The 20,408-nt window shown below is 72.3% G+C and carries 14 protein-coding genes; 7 read left to right on the forward strand and 7 right to left on the reverse strand.

What is annotated here, in order from left to right; translation table 11 throughout:
• Positions 1-7 precede the first annotated feature (7 nt).
• Both metX and BMZ92_RS06615 read right to left on the reverse strand, forming a co-directional pair.
• Positions 8-1,132, reverse strand: a complete 1,125-nt coding sequence (gene metX, locus BMZ92_RS06610) for a homoserine O-acetyltransferase MetX (protein ID WP_091504799.1) — start codon at positions 1,130-1,132, stop codon at positions 8-10.
• Positions 1,129-2,433 (reverse strand): bifunctional o-acetylhomoserine/o-acetylserine sulfhydrylase, encoded by a 1,305-nt coding sequence (locus BMZ92_RS06615; RefSeq protein ID WP_091504800.1) that lies wholly within the window; start codon positions 2,431-2,433, stop codon positions 1,129-1,131. The genes metX and BMZ92_RS06615 overlap by 4 nt, the downstream gene beginning before the upstream one ends.
• Positions 2,434-2,565: 132 nt before the next feature.
• Here BMZ92_RS06615 and BMZ92_RS06620 point away from each other — a divergent pair, with 132 nt between their 5' ends.
• From BMZ92_RS06620 to BMZ92_RS06630, 3 genes are all read left to right on the forward strand, one after another.
• Positions 2,566-4,098, forward strand: coding sequence for a PucR family transcriptional regulator (locus BMZ92_RS06620; protein WP_091504801.1), 1,533 nt, complete (start codon positions 2,566-2,568; stop codon positions 4,096-4,098).
• Positions 4,099-4,117: 19 nt separating this feature from the next.
• Positions 4,118-4,831, forward strand: coding sequence for an MOSC domain-containing protein (locus tag BMZ92_RS06625; protein WP_091504802.1), 714 nt, complete (start codon positions 4,118-4,120; stop codon positions 4,829-4,831).
• Positions 4,832-4,902: 71 nt separating this feature from the next.
• Positions 4,903-6,930 carry a hypothetical protein gene (locus BMZ92_RS06630; protein ID WP_091504803.1) on the forward strand — a complete coding sequence of 676 codons (2,028 nt, stop codon included), beginning with the start codon at positions 4,903-4,905 and terminating at the stop codon, positions 6,928-6,930.
• A gap of 2 nt (positions 6,931-6,932) precedes the next feature.
• On the opposite strand, the gene BMZ92_RS06635 is transcribed toward BMZ92_RS06630, so the two are convergent.
• Positions 6,933-7,865, reverse strand: a complete 933-nt coding sequence (locus tag BMZ92_RS06635; protein WP_091504868.1) for a zinc-binding dehydrogenase — start codon at positions 7,863-7,865, stop codon at positions 6,933-6,935.
• A gap of 162 nt (positions 7,866-8,027) precedes the next feature.
• Between BMZ92_RS06635 and ald the strand changes: the two genes are divergently transcribed.
• From ald to BMZ92_RS06655, 4 genes are all read left to right on the forward strand, one after another.
• Positions 8,028-9,143, forward strand: a complete 1,116-nt coding sequence (gene ald, locus BMZ92_RS06640; protein ID WP_091504804.1) for an alanine dehydrogenase — start codon at positions 8,028-8,030, stop codon at positions 9,141-9,143.
• Positions 9,144-9,594: 451 nt separating this feature from the next.
• On the forward strand, positions 9,595-13,329 hold the full coding sequence (locus BMZ92_RS06645) for an ABC transporter ATP-binding protein (protein ID WP_245782931.1): 3,735 nt from the start codon (positions 9,595-9,597) through the stop codon (positions 13,327-13,329).
• A 74-nt stretch (positions 13,330-13,403) separates the two neighbouring features.
• Entirely contained in the window at positions 13,404-13,916 is a 513-nt protein-coding gene (locus BMZ92_RS06650; protein WP_091504805.1) for a SigE family RNA polymerase sigma factor, read from the forward strand.
• Entirely contained in the window at positions 13,906-14,481 is a 576-nt protein-coding gene (locus tag BMZ92_RS06655) for a hypothetical protein (protein ID WP_091504806.1), read from the forward strand. Before BMZ92_RS06650 ends, BMZ92_RS06655 begins: the two co-directional genes overlap by 11 nt.
• Here BMZ92_RS06655 and BMZ92_RS06660 read toward each other — a convergent pair.
• The 4 genes from BMZ92_RS06660 to BMZ92_RS06675 all read right to left on the reverse strand — a co-directional run.
• Entirely contained in the window at positions 14,465-15,844 is a 1,380-nt protein-coding gene (locus BMZ92_RS06660) for an FAD-binding oxidoreductase (RefSeq protein WP_091504870.1), read from the reverse strand. The genes BMZ92_RS06655 and BMZ92_RS06660 overlap by 17 nt on opposite strands.
• Before the next feature lie 22 nt (positions 15,845-15,866).
• Entirely contained in the window at positions 15,867-16,199 is a 333-nt protein-coding gene (locus BMZ92_RS06665) for a hypothetical protein (protein WP_143249810.1), read from the reverse strand.
• A complete protein-coding gene (locus tag BMZ92_RS06670; RefSeq protein WP_091504808.1) occupies positions 16,199-16,582 on the reverse strand; it encodes a hypothetical protein in 384 nt (127 codons plus the stop codon). Before BMZ92_RS06670 ends, BMZ92_RS06665 begins: the two co-directional genes overlap by 1 nt.
• Positions 16,579-20,408: DUF6531 domain-containing protein (locus BMZ92_RS06675; RefSeq protein WP_091504809.1), on the reverse strand; the 3,830-nt coding region annotated here is incomplete at its 5' end. The genes BMZ92_RS06670 and BMZ92_RS06675, both read right to left, overlap by 4 nt.

Genomic DNA, 20,408 nt, shown 5'->3' on the forward strand with positions numbered 1-20,408 from the left:
CGGTGTCCTAACCCAGCAGGGACTTCACCAGTGCGGAGAGCTGCGGCGTCTCGATGAGGAACGAGTCGTGCCCGTACGGGGACGAGATCACCGCCGCCTCACCGGCCGTCGGGATCCCGGCCGCGAGGTCGCGTGACTGGTACGGCGGATACAGCCGGTCGCTGTCCACGCCCGCCACCACCGTCCGCGCCGTCACGCGGGACAGCGCCTGCCCCACGCCGCCGCGGTCCCTGCCGACGTCGTGGTCGTTCATCGACTCGGTCAGCAGCAGGTAGCTGTTCGCGTCGAAGCGGCGGACCAGCTTGTCCGCGTGGTGGTCCAAATAGGACTCCACGGCGTACCGGTCATCGCCGGGGGCCTGGCGGTGCCGGCCGAACCGCTGGGACAGCTCGGGTTCGCTGCGGTACGTCACGTGCGCGATCCGCCGGGCGATGCCCAGCCCCACGTGCGGGCCCTCGCCGGGGGCGGCGTCGTAGTAGTCGCCGCCGCGCCAGCCCGGGTCCGACCGGATCGCGTGCAGCTGCGGCGCCGCCCACGCGATCTGCTCCGCCGAGGCGGCGGCCGTGGAGGCGACCACGAGCAACGCGTCCACGCGCGCGGGCAGGCCCACCGCCCACTCCAGCGCACGCATGCCGCCCATCGACCCGCCGAGCACGAGCGCCCACCGCTCGATCCCCAGCGCGTCGGCGAGCGCGGCCTCGGCCACCACTTGGTCCCGCACGGTCAGCCGCGGAAACCTGCTGCCCCACGGCTTCCCGTCCGGATCCGGCGACGACGGGCCCGTCGTGCCCTGGCAGCCACCCAGGATGTTGGGCACGACGACGAACACCTCGTCGGTGTCGAGCGCGCGGCCAGGCCCGATCAGCCCGTCCCACCAGCCAGGCGATGGGTGCCCTGGCCCGGCCGGCCCCGCCGCGTGCGAATCCCCGGTGAGGGCGTGCTCGATCAACACGGCGTTGGACGCGTCCGAGTTCAGCTTTCCCCAGGTCTCGTAGGCGACGCGGTACCCGGGCAGGCTGCCGCCCGCCTCCAGCCGCAACTCCCCTGGCACCGTCAGGAACTGCCGGTGCCCGGGTGGATCCCCCTCCCGCCACGCACCCGTGGCGGGAGGGAGGTCCCGCGCTGGGCTCACAGAGCCGCCTTGGCCGCCCGGAAACCGGCCTCCAGGTCGGCCTTGAGGTCCTCGATGCCCTCGATGCCGACCGCGAGCCGCACCAGGCCCGGCGTGACACCGCTGGACAGCTGCTCCTCGGGGTTGAGCTGGCTGTGCGTCGTGCTCGCCGGGTGCACGATCAGGCTGCGCACGTCGCCGATGTTGACCAGCTGGCTGTGCAGCTCGGTGCCGTCCACGAACTTGCGGCCCGCTTCGACGCCGCCACGCAGCTCGAACGACAGCACCGCGCCCGCGCCCTTGGGCAGGTACTTCTGCGCGAGCTGGTAGTGCGGGCTCGACGGCAGTCCGGCGTAGTAGACCTTCTCGACCTCGTCACGCTGCTCCAGCCACTCGGCCAGCGCCTGCGCGTTCGCGACGTGGCGCTCCAGCCGCAGCGACAGCGTCTCGATGCCCTGGATGATGAGGAAGCTGTTGAGCGGCGAGATCGCGGCGCCGGTGTCCCGCAGCACCTGCACGCGGGCCTTCGCGGCGAACGCGCCGGGGCCGAGCGCCTCCCAGTACCGCAGGCCGTGGTAGCTGGGGTCGGGCTCGTTGAAACCGGGGAAGCGCTGCGGGTCGGCACCGAAGTCGAAGGTGCCGCCGTCGACGAGCACGCCGGCGATCGTCGTGCCGTGGCCGCCCAGGTACTTGGTCGCCGAGTGGATCACGACGTCGGCGCCGTGCTCGATCGGGCGCAGCAGGTACGGGGTGGGCACGGTGTTGTCGACGAACAGCGGGACACCCGCCTCGTGCGCCACGTCGGCGACCGCGCGGATGTCCAGCACGTCGCCACCCGGGTTCGCCAGTGTCTCGCCGAAGAACAGCTTGGTGTTCGGGCGGACCGCGGCGCGCCACTGGTCGAGGTCGTTCTGGTCCTCGACGAAGCTGACCTCGATGCCCAGCTTCGGCAGGGTGTAGTGGAAGAGGTTGTACGTGCCGCCGTAGAGCTTCGGGCTCGACACGAGGTGGTCACCCGCCTGCGCCACGGTCAGCACCGCGGCGGTGAGGGCCGCGGAACCCGACGCGAACGCGAGCCCGGCGACACCGCCTTCCAGCGCGGCGACGCGCTGCTCCAGCACGTCCTGCGTCGGGTTCATGATCCGCGTGTAGATGTTGCCGGGCTCGGCGAGGCTGAACAGGTCTGCGCCGTGCTGGGTGTCCCGGAACACGTAGGACGTGGTCTGGTAGATCGGCGTCGCGCGGGCGCCGGTCGCGCTGTCCGGGTTCGCACCCGAGTGGATCTGTTTGGTCTCGAAGGACCAGGCCTCGTTGCTCGTCATGGTCTCGGACGCTAGCCATTCCGGCCGTTCCCGACCAACCGGTTCCAGTGGCTGGGCACCCTTGTGGGCAGTGCTCCCGGCGTGCTGGGCAACCTGGCCTCCGGCGGCCCGAACGCGCCGTATGCTGCGCGAATGGTGTCCGTTCGCGAGGTCGTCGAGCGCGTCGGCCCCACCCTGCTGCGTGACGTGTGGGTCCCGGAGGCGTGTCCCGCGGTGGCGGACGTGGTGATCGCCGAACCGGGGGTCGCGACGTCGGTCGCGGCAGGCGATCTCGTGCTCGGTGTGGCCGCCGCCGACGTCGAGGACGCGGTCGCGCTCGTGGCGCACAGCGCCGGGCGCAAGGCCGCCGCCGTGTTGCTCAAACCCCCGCTGGCGGGCAAGCAGGCCGTGCGGCGCGCGGCGAAGGACGCGGAGATCGCGCTCGTCGAGGTGCGGGCGGCGACGGCGTGGGCGCAACTGGTGTGGCTGCTGCGGACCGTGCTCGACGCGGCCGACTCCGAGGCGATCGACGACAGCGACGCCGGCGCGGGCGACCTGTTCCGGCTCGCCGACGTCATCGCGTCGGTGGTGGACGCGCCGGTGACGATCGAGGACGTCAACTCCCGCGTGCTCGCCTACTCCGCCAGGCAGGACCTCACCGACCCCGCACGCGTGTCCACGATCATGGGCCGCCGCATCCCCGACGACGTGCTCGCCCGGTTCCGCTCGCGTGGCGTGTTCCGCGAGCTGTCCCGCGGGCGGCAGACGGTTTTCGTGCCCGCGCAGAAGGACGGCACGCTGCCACGGCTGATCGTGCCGATCCGGATGGGCGGCGAGCTGCTCGGCTCGATGTGGGCCGTCGTACGGGGCCCGGTCCCGGAGGAACGCGCGGCCGCGTTCGCCCACACCGCCCCGATCGTCGCCCTGCACCTGCTGCGCCGCCGCGCGCACGAGGACGCGCGGCGCCGTGCGTCGGCGGGGGTGCTGCGGGCGTTGCTGGAGGGGAAGGTGGGCCCGCGCAAGGCGATCGAGGAGCTGGACCTCGGCGAGGGCCCGCACCGCGTCGTCGTGGTCGACACGCCCGGCGGCGACAGCGCGGACGGCGAGGGGCTGCGGCTGGCGCTGCTGGAACGGATCTCCCACGGCATCGGCCGCCGTCCGGTCGCGACCGAGCTCGGCGGGCTGCTGTACGCCGTGGTGCCCGACGGGCACGGGCCGGGCTCGTGGGCCGAGCTGCGGAAGGCGCTGGCGGACCTGCGGCTGGCGGCAGGCAGCGCCGTGGACGTCGGCGAGCTGACCCGGTCACGCGCCGAGGCGGAGGAGACGCTGGGGCTGCTGCGAGCGGGGCTGCTGCGGGACAACGCCGGCAGCTACGACGAGGTGTGGACCGCGCTGGTCCTGCACCGCACGGCCGCCGCGGCCGCCGCCGCGCGCGTCACGGAGTTCGGGCCGCTGGAGTCCCTGCGCGAGCACGACCGCGTCCACCGCACCGAATACCTCGCCACGCTGTACGAGTGGCTGCGGTTCCCCGGCGATCCCCGCGCCGCGGCTGCGGCGCTGCGGATCCACCCCAACACCCTGCGCTACCGCATGCGGCGGTTGCTCGAACTCGTACCCCTGGACCTCGACGATCCCGACGTCCGGCTGGCGCTGCTCACGCAGCTCGTGGTCCTGCGCTGGTCCTGAGCCCGGATACGATGAACGGGTGTTCTCCGGTTCCGTGGCCCAGCTCAACCGCTGGCCGGTCAAATCCCTGCGGGGCGAGCAGCCCTCCGCCGCCCTGTTCGACCACCGCGGCATGGCGGGCGACCGCGCGCACGCGCTGATCGACCTCCGCGAGAAGCGCGCCGGCCGCGTGCTCACGGTCCGGCAGAACCCCGAGCTGCTGTCGTGGCGCAGCGAGTACCGCGGCGACGTCGGGGAACCGCCCACGCTGTACGGCCCGGACGGCGCGGAGTGGTCGTGGACCGATCCCGGGCTGCCCGCCGCGCTGACCGGATCCCTCGGTATGCCACTGGAACTGCGCACGGCGGACGGCCAGCAGGACCGCGGTCCGACGGTGCTCGTGACGGTCGAGGCGTCGCGGGCGGCGCTGGAGGACGAGCTGGGCGCGCCCGTCGCGCTGGAACGCTTCCGCCCCAACGTGCACCTGACGCTCGACGCCCCCGCCTTCGCGGAGGAGGACTGGGGCGAGGGCACGGCGATCACCATCGGCGACGTGGTGCTGGAGGCCGTCGGCGAGCGCTCCGGCCCGTGCATCCGGTGTGCCGTGCCCAGCTGGGACCCGCAGGGCCGGGAACGCTGGCCGAAGCTGCAGACCTGGCTGATCGAGCAGCACGACAACAAGTTCGGCCTGATCATGCGGGTGACCCAGCCGGGCACGATTTCCACCGGGGACGCCGTCCGCGTGGACTTCTGAGCGAAGGTCCGCCCAGGGCCGAACGAGTGAACGCTGTTCAACTCCTCGCCCGTTCTGGTCACACTGGGGCTGTGCCGTCGCCGTCCGAGCAGCAGCCCACCGCCCAGCCGCCCCACGCGCCGGCCGGGAACAAGATCCACGGCGACATCCACGGCTCGGTCGCGCAGACGGGCGAAGTCCACGGCGACATCACCGTCCAGACCATCGTGCAGGAGATCAAGTCCCCCGACGGCGAACTCTTCGAGTGGCAGGTCAACGAGGACGAGCTCGCCGAGGTCGCCGGGCAGTTCGTGGAGCCGGACGGCTACGCGCAGGCCGCGAAGATCCTCGCGGAACGGTCGGTCGTGGTGCTGCACAACACCGGCACCGGGAGGAACTTCGCCGGCCTCCGCCTGCTCGCCGGCAGCAGGCGGATCGTCCGCCTCAACAGCGGACGACGGCTGGGCGGCATCAAAGAGGACGAACTGCACGCCGACGACGGCTACCTCTGGCACGCGACCGGCCCCGGGGCCGCGGTGCTGACGGAGTTCGACCTCACCAAGGCCGCTGGGCTCGCCAGGACCCGGCACTGCCGGCTGGTGATCATCGTCGACCAGCCCGGCGACGTGCCGCATTCCGCCAACGCCCAGGCCGTTCCCCTCAAACCGCCCGACCCCGTGCAGGTGGCGCTGGCCCGGATGCGGCACCGCGCACCCGGCCGCTTCGAGGAGGCCCGGGCGGTCTTCGACCGTGTGCTCGCCGGGAAACTCACGGTCGGCGATCCACCGCACAAGGCCGCGCACGCCGCGGACATGGCCATCACGCTCACGACGGAAGGCGGCGACGAGGCGGAGTTCGCCAGGAAACTCGACGAGGACGTGGACCGCGCGGTCAAGGACATCATCCACGACGGGTGGGCTTCGGAGGAGTTCACCATGCTCATGGCGGTCGCGCTGCTGGAGGGCAAACCCTTCGACGAGGTCGCCGAACACGCGGTGCGGCTCGACCGCCTCGCCCGCGCGGCGGAGCTGCCGCAGGACCGGACGCCCCGTCCGCGGCGGGTGTTCAGCAAGCCCAAGGACCGGCTGTTGCGGGACATCCGCGCGACCACCGACCTGCGGAGCCACTCCAGCCACCCCGGCCTGCGCGAACAGACCGTGCGGTTCGAGCGGCCGGACTGGGCGAACGCGGTCCTGCGGCGGTTCTGGCAGCAGTACCACCTCGACCACAAGATCCTGCTCGACTGGATGTGCGGTTCGGACGAGCCGGAGGCCGCGGTGCAGGCGTTGTGCACCATCATCACCGAGGTCCCGGCCCACAAACCCCTGCGGCCCGTGGAATACCTGGCAGGGCACAACGGTCTGCGGCAACGCCACCTCGCCGGGAAGACGCTCACCCGCCTCGCCGGCAAACACAACCTCCGCGGTCTGGTGGAGGACATCCTGGACTCCTGGATCGCGGGCACGTCGGTCAACCGGAAGTACACGGCCGCGCTCGTCTGCGGCGCCTTCTTCGAGACAGACCGGGAACGCGCACTGGAACGGCTGGCCGAGATCGCCCGCACCGACTCCGCCAGGGCGGGCGACGCGGTCATCGCGGCCGTTCTGGTCTCGCTCGCCGACAACGCGAACGCCCCCGTCATCCTGCGCACGGTGCAGGATTGGCTCGCGGACAAGAAATCCCTCCGCACCCGCGACGGTCTGCGCCGGGTCGCGCTCGAACTGGCCATGTGGCTGCTCGGTGTCTGGACCGAGGACGACGTCCCGCTCGTCGACGCGGCGGAGCTGAGCCTGCGGCACCCCGAGGAGATGCGGGCCCTCGCCTGGACGATCGCCATGGACCGCTCCTACGGGCCGGGCTACCTCCGCAGGCTCGTCTCGCTCTGCGACCAGGGCACGCTCCGCGGAACCAGTGCGAAGGCACGGGCCGACCGCGCCGAGTTCCTCCGCCTGGCGCGGCTGCTCTGCCCCGATCTGCGCTGGCGATCCCGGCTGGAGACGACGTTGTTGTGGGGCCTGTGCCACCCCACTCGCCGCCGCCAGATGAGGTACCTGTTCCGGGCGGCGAGCAGGGTGAGCCGGGTCGACGAGGGCGCGGAACGCCCCGCCGACTCCGGTTGAGTTCAGACCACCAGCAGCGTCTTTCCCACCGTGGCGCGGTTTTCGATGGCCCGGTGCGCGTCTGCCGCCTGCTCCAGCGGGAAGCGCTGCCCGATGAGCGGGGTCAGCTTCCCGGCGGCGCCGTCCGCGAGCGCGGCTTCGGTGAACGCACGCAGTTCGTCCGGCTGGTACGAAAGGCCGCGGTGGAGCGTGACGCCCTTCGCGGCCGCGTCGTCGTCGGAGACGGGGGTCCACGCGCCGCTCGCCAGGCCGTACATCACGAGCCGCCCGCCGCGGCGCAGCAGCGAGAACGCCGTCGCGCCGGTTTCGCCGCCCACGCCGTCGAAAACGACGTCGACCTCCCCGGCTTCCTCCGCCCAGCCGGGCCGGGAGTAGTCGACCGCCACGTCCGCCCCCAGCTCCCGCGCCACATCGACCTTGCCCGGTCCCGTCGCGGCGACCACCGTGGCACCCGCGTTCTTCGCCAGCTGCACGAGCAGGCTGCCGACACCGCCCGCCGCCGCTTCGACGAGGACCCGCTGCCCCGGCTCCAGCGCGGCGGTGTGGGCCAGCGCCTTGGCCGTGCGGCCGTCCGCCAGCAGGGCGACCGCGGCGTCGAGCGCGAGCCCGTCGGGCACCAGGAACGGGTCGCGTGCGGGCACGGCGACGCGCTCGGCGTAACCCCCGGTGCCGCCGGTCGAAGTCACCACCTGCCTGCCCACGAGGTTCCCGTCCGCCCCGGCCGTCACCACGCCGCCGACGCCGTTGCCGGGGATGACCGGTGGCCGCACCCCGAACGGGTTCATCCCGCCCGCGCGGAACTGCGTCTCGACGAAGGTGGTGTTGGCGAACGCCACCGTGATCAGCACCTGCCCCGGCTCCGGCACCGGATCGGGCGCCTCGCCCGCCCGCAGCACCTCTGGACCACCGAACTCCCGCAACCACACCGCTCTCATGACCTCCACCCTGCATCCTCCAGTTAGGTGGAGGTCAACTCCGCTGTCGTGCGGGAACCATCCCCTGGCGCGAGGATTGTCGCGGGCGGACGATGACACCGCGGGCCGGGTGCAGCACCGTGGTCAACACCGACGCCGCAGGAGCACAAGCAGGAGGATCCCGTGCGTATCGCCGTCCCCCGTGAGATCAAGAAGCACGAGTACCGGGTGGCGCTGACCCCGGCGGGCGTGCACGAGCTGACCCGCCGCGGTCACGAGGTGTTCGTCGAGACGGAGGCCGGGGTGGGCTCCGCCATCAGTGACGACGACTACACCGCGGCCGGCGCGAAGGTCCTCGCGACCGCGGACGAGGTGTGGGCCGAGGGCGAACTGGTGCTCAAGGTGAAGGAGCCCATCGCCGAGGAGTACCCGCGCCTGCGGTCGGGCCAGGTCCTGTTCACCTACCTGCACCTGGCGGCGGACCGCCCGCTGACGCAGGCGCTGCTGGACTCGGGCACCACGGCGATCGCGTACGAAACGGTCCAGACCGACAACGGCGCGCTCCCGTTGCTGGCCCCGATGTCGGAGGTGGCGGGCCGCCTCGCCCCGCAGGTGGGTGCCTACGCGCTGATGAAGCCCTCGGGTGGCCGGGGTGTGCTGCCAGGCGGGGTGCCCGGGGTGCGCCCGGCGAAGGTCGTCGTGATCGGCGGTGGCGTGGCGGGCCTGAACGCCGCTCGCGTCGCGCTGGGGCTGGGATCCGATGTGGAGGTCCTCGACACCAATGTGGACCGTCTGCGTCAGATCGACCAGGAGTTCGGTGGCCGGATCCGCACGGTGACGTCGACGGCGTTCGCGATCCAGGAGTCGGTGGTCCAGGCGGACATGGTGGTCGGCGCGGTGCTGATCCCGGGCGCGAAGGCCCCGAAGCTGGTCTCGAACGACCTGGTGGCGCGGATGAAGCCGGGCAGTGTGCTGGTGGACATCGCGATCGACCAGGGCGGCTGTTTCGCCGACTCGCACCCCACCACGCACGACGACCCGACCTACCAGGTGCACGGTTCGCTCTTCTACTGCGTGGCCAACATGCCGGGCGCGGTCCCCACCACGTCGACGCAGGCCCTGACGAACGTCACGCTCCCCTACGCGCTGGCACTGGCGGACCAAGGCTGGCACCAGGCCTTGACGACGAACACCGCACTGGCCAAAGGCCTGAACACCCACCAAGGCCACCTGACAAACGCCCCAGTAGCCACAGCCCACACCCTCCCCCACACCCCCCACACAACTTTCCTGAAATAAACACCGTTCAACCGTCGGCCAGACCGGCACCGCGGGATGGGTCACCCAGGCACACGACGCGCCCAGCGGTATGGGGGTCCAGGGGGCGAAGCCCCCTGGCGGGGGTTTGGGGGTCCGACCCCCAAAAAGGTCGCGACGTTGAGCGCCAGATGGGAAGCGCGACAGCGCGAACAGGGGCGGCCCGCTCAACCAGCCTGGGGGTCACTGGGAGCGGGCCGCCAACAACAGCTTAGGTGGTCGGCGGCGAGTTCGCTGCACGGGGTCGGCGTTTTGGCGGAAATACTTCTTCACACCCCGCGGCGGGACGTCGTGATTCCCCGACGAAGTGCGGTTTTGCGTCCCGCGGCGGTCGGCGGCGGGCCGGTTTTCACCCGTTCGCCGGAGTCGTCGCGGGCCTGTCCGATGTGGAGCCGCCGCCACGGGGCGGCGAGCACGCATAGTCTGGAGCCTTGTGACCGTTGCTCCTCCTGAACCGAAGACCGGCTGGATCCGCAGACTGGGTGCCGCGTGCTGGCGGCACCCGTGGCTGGTTGTGCTGTCGCTCACCGCGGCCGTGGTGAGCGTCGGCTTCCAGGCGGTGAGCCCGCTGTTCGTGCGGGCGGCGGTGGACGACGCCGTGAGCGGGCGCACGGGGAACCTGGGGCTGCTCGCGGGCGGGCTCGTCGGGGTGCAGGTGCTGATGTTCGCGACGGCGTTCGTGCGCCGGTACGTGGGCGGCCGGCTGGCGCTGGACGTGCAGCACGACCTGCGGCGCGCGGTGTTCGGCGCGGTGTCGCGTTTGGACGGTGGCAAGCAGGATTCGCTGCGCACGGGGCAGGTGGTGTCGCGCGCGATCACGGACCTGCAGCTGGTGGTGTCGCTGCTGATGATGGTCCCGCTGTCGGCGGGTTCGGTGGTGTTCGCGGTGTTCTCGCTGGCCGCGATGCTGTGGATGTCGCCGCTGTTGACGGTGATCGCGCTGGTGGTGGTGCCCGCGGTGGCGTTCGTGGCGGCGCGGTCGCGGAAGCGGTTGTTCCCGGCGACGTGGTCGGCGCAGCAGCGGGCCGCGGATGTGGCGCAGCACGTCGAGGAGACCGTCACCGGGGTGCGCGTGGTGAAGGGCTTCGGCCAGGAGGCGCGGGAGGTTTCGCGGCTGGAGCGGGCGGCGAAACGGCTGTTCGCGGAGCGGTTGCGGGCGGCGAGGCTGTCGGCGGTGCCGACGGCGACGACGTCGGCGTTGCCCGCGGCGGGTCAGGTCGCCGTGCTGGCGCTGGGCGGCATCCTCGCGCTGCGGGGCGAGGTCACGCTCGGAACTTTTCTCGCGTTCGCCAGTTACGTGTCGGGCCTGGTGGGCCCGGCGCGGATGCTGTCCTCGGTGGTGGTGCAGGCGCAGCTGACGCGCGCGGGCGCGGACCGCGTGTACGAGCTGATCGACGCCCAGCCCGAGGTCCGCGACAAGCCGGACGCGCGGCCGCTGCCGGAGGGGCCGCTCGGGGTGGAGCTGACGGACGTGAAGTTCGGGTACACCCGTGCCGAACCGGTGCTCGACGGCCTGACGCTGGCGGCGGAACCGGGTGAGACGCTGGCGCTGGTGGGCACTGCCGGGTCCGGCAAGTCGACGATCTCGCTGCTGCTGCCCCGGTTCTACGACGTGCACTCGGGTTCGGTCCGGCTCGGCGGGTACGACGTGCGGGACGTGCGCCTGGCCGATCTGCGCCGCGCGATCGGCGTGGTGTTCGAGGAGGCGTTCCTGTTCTCCTCCTCCGTGCGCGACAACATCGCGTACGGGCGCCCGGACGCCAGCGACGAGGAGGTCATCGCGGCGGCGAAGGCCGCCGAGGCGCACGAGTTCATCGAGCAGCTGCCCCAGGGCTACGCCACGCTCGTCGGCGAGCGCGGGCTGACGTTGTCCGGCGGGCAGCGGCAGCGGCTCGGGCTGGCCAGGGCGTTGCTGACCGATCCGCGGGTGCTGATCCTCGACGACGCGACCTCGGCGGTGGACACCGTGACCGAGGCCGCGATCCACGACACGCTGCGTGCCGTCACCGCGAGCCGCACGACGTTGCTCATCGCGCACCGGCGGTCGACGCTCGCGCTGGCGGACCGCATCGCCGTGCTGGACGCGGGCCGCGTCGTCGACGTGGGTACGGCGGAGGAGCTGGAAGAGCGCTGCGAACTGTTCCGGGAGCTGGTGTCCGGGCCCGGCGAGGGTGTGGACCAGAAGCACCGCCGCGAATGCGTGCGCCACCCGGACACCGGGATCACCCCGGAGCTGTGGCCCGAGCCCGCCGAGCAGGACGACGCCGCGCAGCTCGCGGACGCGGCCCAGCAACGCACCGCCGCCGCGCCTTCGGGCGGTGGGATGGGCGGTATGCGCGGCGCGTTCGACGTGCCGCCGACGGAGGAACTCCTCGAAGGCGTCCGGAAACTGCCGCCCGCCACGGACGTCCCGGCCCTGGACGCCGACGAGGTCACGAAGCCGGATCCGCGGTTCCGGCTCGCCGGACTGCTGCGGCCCGTGCGGGCGCTGCTCACCGCGGTGGTCGTGCTCGTCGGGCTGGACGCGGCCGCCTCGATCGCGCTGCCCGCGCTGTACCAGCAGGGGGTGGACCACGGCGTGCGGCCGGGCGTGGAGTCGGTGATCTGGCTGACGGCGGCCATCGGCGCCGTGATCATCGCGCTGGACTGGCTCGTCATCGCCACGCAAACCCGGCTCACCGCGAAGGCGGGCGAGACCGTGCTGTACTCGCTGCGCGTGCGCAGCTACGCCCACCTGCAGCGGCTCGGGCTCGACTACTACGAGCGCGAGCTGTCCGGGAAGATCATGACCCGGATGACGACGGACGTGGACGCGCTGTCGACGTTCCTGCAGACCGGGGTCGCGCAGGCGGTGATCAGCGCGCTCACCCTGGTCGGCATCTCGGCGGCGCTGCTCGTCACCGACGCTTCGCTGGCGCTGTACGCGTTGTCGGTGCTGCCGATCCTGGTCGTCGCGACGGTCGTCTTCCGCAAGCTCGCGACCGCCGCGTACAACGAGGCGCGCGAGCGCGTCAGCGTCGTCAACGCCGACATGCAGGAGAACGTGAGCGGGCTTCGTGTCGCGCAGGCGTACAGCCGCGAGGAGCGCTCGGCGGAGGACTTCGCGTCCCGCAGCGACGCCTACCGCCGGTCGCGGCTGCGGGCGCAGCGGTACGTCGCGACGTACTTCCCGTTCGTCACCATGCTTTCCGGGGTCGCGGAGGCGGTGGTGCTGGTGGCGGGCGCGAACCGGGTCGCGGACGGCACGCTGCCGGTCGGGGTGCTGCTCGGGTTCCTGTTGTACCTAAACCTGTTCTTCTCGCCCATCCAGCAGCTGTCGTCGGTGTTCGACGGGTACCAGCAGGCGAAGGTGGGCCTGCGCCGCATCGGCGAACTGCTGCGCACGCCCACGTCCGTCCCGCCGCCCGAGCACCCCGTGCCCGTGCCGGAGCGGTTGCGTGGCGAGGTCACGTTCGACGCCGTGGACTTCGCCTACGCGGGCACGGAAACCCGGGCGCTGGCGGACATCTCGCTCAAGGTGGCGCCGGGTGAGACGGTCGCGCTGGTGGGCGCCACGGGTGCCGGCAAGTCGACCGCGGTGAAGCTCGTCGCGCGGTTCTACGACGCGACGAGCGGCAAGGTCGGCATCGACGGCGTGGACGTGCGGGACTACGACCTGCCCGGGCTGCGGCACCGGATGGGTGTCGTGCCGCAGGAGGCGCACTTGTTCTCCGGCACGGTCGCCGACAACGTGCGGTACGGCCGCCCGTCGGCGAGCGACGCGGAGGTGGAGGCCGCCGTGCGCGCGGTCGGGGCGCTCGACGGGGTGGCCGCTCTGCCGTCGGGTTTCCGGCAATCGGTCGGCGAACGCGGGAAGTCGTTGTCGGCGGGGCAACGGCAGCTGATCGCGCTGGCGCGGGCCGAACTGGTGGACCCGGACGTCCTGCTGCTCGACGAGGCGACCGCGGCACTCGACCCGTCCACGGAGGGCGCGGTCCTGCGGGCGACGGAGAACCTGGCCCGCCGCCGCACGACCTTCGTGGTGGCCCACCGCCTCGCGACGGCCGCCCGCGCCGACCGCATCGTCGTGCTCGACCATGGCCGCGTCGTCGAGCAGGGCACCCATGAGGAACTCCTCGCGGCAGGTGGCCACTACGCCCAGCTGTGGCGGACGGGCAACCACGGGTAGTTCTCCCGCACACCGTGCAACCCCCGCCGCCGGTTCCGCGTCTGTGCGGTGACATCGGCGGCGGGGGGACTTCCGTGGCACAACAGGACGACTTCGCCGAGTTCTACACGGCCTCCTTCGAATGGGCCCGACGCGTCGCGTACGCCCTGTGCGGCGACTGGAGCCAGGCCGAGGAACTCGCGCAGGCGGCGTTCGTGCGGGTGTACGCGCAGTGGCGCCGCATCCGGCACGAGACCGGGAAGGCCTACCTGCGCACGGTGCTGACCAGGACCTTCCTGGACACCCGCCGCCGGGGCCGGGAACGCGAACACCCCGTCGCCGAACCACCGCCGGGGGAACCGGGGCCGAACGAGATCGCCCGCAGTGACGACCGGGCCGCCCTGCGGCAGGCGTTGCTGGCGGTGCCGCCCCGGCAACGCGCCGTCCTGGTGCTGCGGTTCGTGTACGACCTGACCGTCGAGGACGTCGCCGAGACGCTGAACTGTTCCGAAGGCACGGTGAAGAGCCAGACCGCACGCGGCCTCACGGCGCTCCGGCGCGAGTACGCGCGACAGGCCGAGACCCTCGAGGACCAAAATGTGGGCTGACGAGCAAGAGCTGGGCCTGGCGTTGAAGGAGGCCGTCGCCGGGGAGGGACCGCCGCCCGGTGACCACCTGGAGGACGTCCTGCGCCGCGGCCGCCGCCGCGTCCTGCTGCGCCGCGGCGGCACGATCGCCGCGTGCGTACTCCTCGTGTGCGGGCTGTGTGCGGGCGGGTTCGCCCTGCGGGGGTTCACCGCCGGCCCGCCCCCGGTCGGCGAGGTCCCGCGCCCGCCCGTCGTGACGGCCCCGCCCACGACGACGACTTCCAGCGTGGACACGGGCAGCACGACCACGAACTCCGCCCCCGCGGGCGGCACCGGAAGCGCGCCGCCGTCCAGCACGGCGGGGCACACCAGCGTCCGGTCCAGCGACGTCGGCGTCACGAGCACGCCGTCAACCAGCCCGTCCTCCCGGCCGCGGTGCACCGACGTGATCGACTACGGCTCGGACCCGCGCAGCAACGCCGAAATCAACAGCATCGGCGAGGAGACGGGGAACTGCCCGAGCCCGATCTGGCTGCCGCCGTCGTCGCCGTCGTACGAGTCGTCCTCGGCTACGCCGTCGTCGTGAAGACCTTGCCGGGGTTGAGGATTCCCAGCGGGTCGAGCGCTGTCTTGACCGCGTGGTGCAGGTCCAGCACCGCGGGGCTCACCTCGCGGCGCAGGCCGCCGCGCTTGAGCAGGCCGACGCCGTGCTCGCCGGTCACGGTGCCGCCGAGCTCGATGGCGTCGGCGATGATGTCCTCGAACGCCGCCTGCGCACGGCGTTTCGCGTCCTCGTCGCCGATCGGCGTGATCAGCAGCGGGTGCAGGTTGCCGTCACCGGCGTGCGCGATGTTCGCGATGAGCGTGTCGTGCGCGGCGGCCGTCTTTTCGATGCGCGCCAGCATTTCCGGCACCAGCGCCTTGGGTACGCACACGTCCTCGGTCAGCACCGGGCCGAGCCGCTCCAGCGCCGGGTACGCCAGGCGCCGCGCGTCGAACAACGCCTCGGCCTCCTGCTCGTCGGAGGACAGCGCGGCCCACGTGGCACCGGCTTCCTCGAAGCAACGCAACACTGTGCGCGCCTCGTCCTCGCCCGCCTGGCCCGGCGTGTCGACGCGGCCGAGCAGCACCACGTTCGCTTCGGTGGACAGGCCCATGTTCTTCCACGCGTCGACCGCTTCGAGGCACCGCTTGTCGACCAGCTCCAGCGCCGACGGGATCACCCCGGACGCCGACACCGCACTGACGGCCTCGCCCGCCGCGACAACGGAGTCGAAGTACCCGGCGATGGTGCGCTCCACGGGACGTTTCGGTCGCAGCCGCACGGTGATCTCGGTGATGATGCCGAGCGTGCCCTCGGAGCCGACCATCAGCCCGCACAGGTCGTACCCGGCGACGCCCTTGGCCGTGCGGCGCCCGAGCCGGACCACCTCGCCGCGCCCGGTGACGACCTCCAGCGCCAGCACGTAGTCCCGCGTCACGCCGTACTTCACGCAGCAGAGGCCGCCCGCGTTGGTCGCGACGTTGCCGCCGATGGTGGACCACGGCGCGCTCGCCGGGTCCGGCGGGTACCACAGGTCCTGCGCCGCGCAGGCGGCACGCAGGTCGTCGTTCACCACGCCCGGCTGCACGACGGCGAGCCGTTCGGCGGGGTTGATCTCCAGCACCTGGTCCATCGCCTCGAAGGACAGCACAATGCAGCCCTCGATCGCGTTGGCGCCACCGGAAAGCCCGGTCCCGGCGCCGCGCGGCACGACGGGCACGCGGTGCTCGCCCGCGAACCGGACGACCGCCTGGACCTCCTCCGTGCCGCGGGGCCGCACCACCGCGAGGGCCTTGCCGTACTCGGCCCACTCGGCGTGGTCCTGCAGGTACCCCTCGACCACGTCCGGGTCGTCCAGCACGTGCTCGGCGGGCACCACCGTCCGCAGCTGCGCCACCAGGTCCATCGCCACCTCCCGGAGGTCCAGGCTACGCGGATGGCGCCTCCGCTCCGCCCCGATCTCCGCCAGGTGAGACGTGCCGCACGTACTCCTCCACGCGCCCGGCGACCGCTCGCACCCGCTCGACCAGCTGCGGGCCCGACAACTCGCCGGGATCGCGCAGTTCCGGCTGCGGCACGTAGTCCTCGACGGCGAAGAACACTTCGTCGAGCAGCCGCTCGAGCGGCAACGGCACGCGCTCGCCCGCCTCGAGCGCACGGCGTCGCGCCGCGAGCCAGCGGCCCGCGAACTCCTCCGGGCCGAGATCCCCCGCCACGAGCCGCCGGATCAGCTCCACCTGCTCGGCCAAGCCAGGAGCCATCAGACCGTCCGGACGAACCAGCCGTCACGGAAGTCGAGCACCAGCCGGTCGCCGACGCCGTACGCCTCACCCACCGCGAGGGCCGCCGCGGCGCGGACCGCGCTCTCCTCGATGTCCTTCAGGTCCAGCTGCGCGTGCACGACCTCCACCCGCTCGCCGACGTCCACCCCCAGCGAGCGCACGAGTTCGACCCCGTCACGCGCCCCGGCGAGCGCGGCCTCGACGAACTCCGCGTCCTCGCGGGGTTGCAGGGAGGTCCGGTCCTCGGGCGGCGCGGTCCAGACCACGTCGGCCGGCCCCGGTACGACGCGCACCCGGACCTGGCCGAAGTAGCCGACGCCGCCCTTCTGCCGCTGCAGGCGGAACTCGCCGGTGCGGGTCATCCGGAACTCCTCGTGCTCTGGAACAGGTGGTAGACGCTGCTCCGGAAGTAGTGCTCTGGCCCGAACCTACCGGTGACGCGCCGGATGTGGTCGTAGTCGTGGTTGCCTTCGGACAGCCACAGCTCGGTGGCGGCGTCGTCGTCCATCGTGCTCATGTCCGCCGAGCGCAGCCGGTCGAAGTCCTCACCGCGGATGCGGTGCTCGACAATTTCCATCGTGGGTGCACCCTCCCGGCGGCTGATCACGTCGAGGTACCGCTCCGCCTGTTCCCTCGTCTCCCACGCGTAAAGCCCCTCGCCCAGCTCCGCGCGCGGCCTGCCGTTCGAGTCCACCCCGGACGGCCAGGGCTCGCCCCCGTTGTCGATCAGCCGGTCAGCGTCCTGCCTGCTCTGCACGCTGTAGAACGTCTGGCACGGCGTGAGGCCGCTCGGGTCGATGGCGGCGGTCGGGTTCGGCACGTACGCCTGCGGGTTCGGCGCGGGCGCCAGCCCCAGCGGGTCGATCGCGGTGTAGCGGCCGGTGGCCGGGTCGTAGTACCGGAAGTGGTTGTAGTGCAGGCCTGATTCGCGGTCGTAGTACTGCCCGGGGAACCGGAGCGGGGTGTCCGCGCCGTCCCCGCCGCCCGGCAGGTCCAGCCCCCACAGCGTGGACCGCCGGCGCCACGCGAGCGCGCCGTCGGGGGTGACCAGCTCGGTCGGGGTGCCGACGAGGTCGGTGACGATGGAGTAGAACTCCCGGTCGAACCACTGCTGGTCGCGCGCGCTCCGCTCGACCTGCGAGACGGGGCGGAACGTGCCCGGCTCCCAGTTCCAGGTCGTGGCCGTGCCGTCGGAGTGGATCTGCTCGGCGAGCACCATGCCGTCCCAGCAGAAGTCGATCCGCTCCGCCACCACGCCACCGGCGAGCCGCAGCTTCGCGATCCGCCTGCCGAGGGGGTCGTACAGGTAGCGCCAGCGCGTGCCGTCCGGCGTGACCACCTCGACCAGCCGGTCGTCGGCGTTCCAGGTGTAGTGCCACGTCTCCGGTTTGGCCGACAAGCGCTTGCGGGAGCGCATGATCACGCGGCCCTGCGCGTCGTACCGGTAGCGCACGTTGCCCGCCTGCGTGACGGCACAACCGGAGTACTGGCGCGGCCCCTGCGCGTCACCGGACGGGTCCGGCCAGCTGGCGGAGGTGACGTTGCCCGCCGCGTCGTAGGCGTAGCGCTCGGTCCAGCCCGTGCCCGTCACCGCGGTGATCCTGGCCGCCGGGTCGAGCGTGAACGACCGGTTGCCCGCGAGCAGGTCGTCGATCCCGGCCAGGTGCCCGTCGGGCCGGTAGTGGTAGCGGCGCTGCTGGATGACCCGCGACTGGTGCCGCGCGCTGCCCACCACGGACACGGTCTGGCTCCCCAGCCGCCCGCCCGGCTCCCAGGACTGCGCGATCACGGTGCCGCTGTCGAGGAGGCGCTCGGTCTCCCGCCCCGCGCCGTCGTAGCCGAACGTCATGGTGTGCCCGGCGGTGCGCAGGGCGTCGGGCCGCCCGCCGATCCCGTACTGCCACACGGTTTCGGCACCGGTCGGCGTGCGCCGCAGTGTGCGACGGCCGATCCGGTCGTACTCGGACGTGACCACCCGGCCGTTGCTGCCTTCGGCGAGCACCCGGCCCACGGCATCGCGGACGAGCACGAGGTCCGCGTCCGCGTTGCGCGCCCGGACGAGGCGGCCCACCGGGTCGTGTTCGAAGGTCTCGACCACGTCCCCGTAGCCGCGTTCGACGACGTTGCCCAGCGGGTCCCGCCGGTAGGTGATCTCCTCCTGGTTGCCGTTCGTGCGTGCGACGAGCTGGCCCGCCGCGTCGTGCCGGTAGCGCACGGTGCGCCCGTTGAAATCGGTTTCCGAGACGAGGCGGCCGGCGGCGTCGTACTCGTAGCGCCAGACCTGGCCTCGGGAATCCGTGACCGACTTCAGCCGCAGCGCCGGGTCGTAGGCGAAGGTGAGGCTGCTGCCGTCGGGCCGGAGGTGCGCGGCGGGCAGGTCGAAATGCGTGCTGCGGATCCGGGTGACCTGACCCAGCGCGTCGACGTACTCGACCTGGTTGCCCTCACCGTCGTACCGCCACCGCTCGACGCCGCCGTCGGCGTTCACGCGCGAAAGCAGGCGGCCCTCGACGGTCCACGTCATCGTCGTCGTCGCGCCGGTGGGGTCGGTGATCTCGACGATCCGCCCGAACTGGTCGCGCCGGTAGCGGGTGACGTTGCCGTGCACGTCGATCTCGGCGACCGGCAGGCCGGCGGCGTCGGTCTCCGTGCGGTGCACGCGGCCCAGCTCGTCGGTCACCTTGACGAGCTGCCCCGTGCCGTCGTACTCGCAGTGCGTGGTGGCCCCGGTGGGGTCGGTGACCGACGTGACGCGTCCCGCCGCGTCGTACGTCCGCCGCCACACCGCGCCGTCCGGGTCGATCGTGCCGACCGGCCGCCCCGCTTCGCCGTACTCGGCGAGTGCCTGGGTGCCGTCGGGGCGGGTGATGGTGGTGAGGTTGCCTTCCTCGTCGTAGCGGTACGTCGTCGTGCGGCCCAGTGGGTCGGTGCGGGACAGCAGGCGGTCGAACTCGTCCCACTCCTGCGTGGTCCGGTGGCCCAACGGGTCGGTTTCGGCGACGACCTGCCGCCGCGCGTTCACCTCGTAGACGGTGGTGTGGCCCAGCGCGTCGGTGAAGCGGGTGACGCCGTCCTCGTACTCGAACGTGCCGTCGAGGAAGCCGCCCGAGCCCTCGTTCGCCACGCAGCGGCCGCGTTCGTCGTAGCGGTAGCGGTACCACTCGCCGTTGCGGTCGGTCCACTGCGTGATCCGCCCCGCGAGGTCGTAGTCGAACCGCAGCGGCGCGCCGGACGAGTTGAGCACCTCGGTCAGGCGCCCGGCGTCGTCGTAGCGGTAGCGCACCACCGGGATGTCCTCGCCGTGCGGGTTGCGCAGGGACAGCGCGGTGATCAGCCCGGCCGACGTGTCGACGGCCAGCTCGTAACCACCCGAGTGCCGGACCGCGGTGAGCGTCCCGGCGGCGTCACGGTCGAAGGTGATCCGGTTTCCGTTGCGGTCGGCCACCTCCCGCAGCAGCCCGGTGCCGGGAGCGAAATGCAGGCGCCGCCCCGATTCCCGCCGCTCCACGGTGAACCCGCCGTCTTCGCTCCGCGACAGCGGCCAGCGCGGCCCCAGTTCGGGCAGCACCACACCGTCGGCGGGCGGCGCCGGGTACACCAGCAGCATCCCGTCCTCGGCGACGTACACGACGCCCGCCGAATCGACCTCCACGCGCTGGTCCACCGTCGACGCCCAGCTGCGCCCGAACGACCGGCCCGCGCGGTACGACGAGACGTGGGTGCGGCGCAGCACCAGCGGCAGCACGGCGGGCAGCTCCACGTCGGTCTGCCCCAGCACCATCTCGCCGGTCGCGACGTCGATCGGGTCGTTCTCGCAGACCCGCGCGTTCTCCGGCGTCTTCGTGTCCGCCGGATCGCTGGGACGGCTCGACGGCGTGTCGGCGGAACCGGGCGTCGTGCCGTCGCCGGCGTGGGTGCCCGGCAGGTCGGCGTCCGGGGTGTGTGGGGTGTGTGGCGCGTCCGGGGCGTGCAACTCCGGCGTGTCGATCGACTTCGCGCCCGAGGGCAACGTCGCCCCATCCGCACGCCGGGCGAACTTGCGGCCCAGCTTCGACAACTTCTCGATGATCTCACCGAGCTTGTCCACGATCTTGCGGATCTTCGGCGTCACGTTCCCGATCGTCTTGACCAGCTTCCGGATCAGATCCGACACCTTGCTGATCGCGTTCGTGATCGCCGTCGTCGCCT

Origin of the sequence: Amycolatopsis sacchari (genome assembly GCF_900114035.1) — a bacterium.
GTDB lineage: Bacteria > Actinomycetota > Actinomycetes > Mycobacteriales > Pseudonocardiaceae > Amycolatopsis_E > Amycolatopsis_E sacchari.

Excerpts from the sequence above, each read along its gene's own strand:
- BMZ92_RS06670 (WP_091504808.1), bottom strand. The coding sequence starts at position 16,582 with ATGACCCGCACCGGCGAGTTCCGCCTGCAGCGGCAGAAGGGCGGCGTC.
- BMZ92_RS06655 (WP_091504806.1), top strand. The coding sequence starts at position 13,906 with ATGTGGGCTGACGAGCAAGAGCTGGGCCTGGCGTTGAAGGAGGCCGTC.
- BMZ92_RS06620 (WP_091504801.1), top strand. The coding sequence starts at position 2,566 with ATGGTGTCCGTTCGCGAGGTCGTCGAGCGCGTCGGCCCCACCCTGCTG.
- BMZ92_RS06665 (WP_143249810.1), bottom strand. The coding sequence starts at position 16,199 with ATGGCTCCTGGCTTGGCCGAGCAGGTGGAGCTGATCCGGCGGCTCGTG.
- BMZ92_RS06660 (WP_091504870.1), bottom strand. The coding sequence starts at position 15,844 with ATGGACCTGGTGGCGCAGCTGCGGACGGTGGTGCCCGCCGAGCACGTG.
- BMZ92_RS06615 (WP_091504800.1), bottom strand. The coding sequence starts at position 2,433 with ATGACGAGCAACGAGGCCTGGTCCTTCGAGACCAAACAGATCCACTCG.
- BMZ92_RS06635 (WP_091504868.1), bottom strand. The coding sequence starts at position 7,865 with ATGAGAGCGGTGTGGTTGCGGGAGTTCGGTGGTCCAGAGGTGCTGCGG.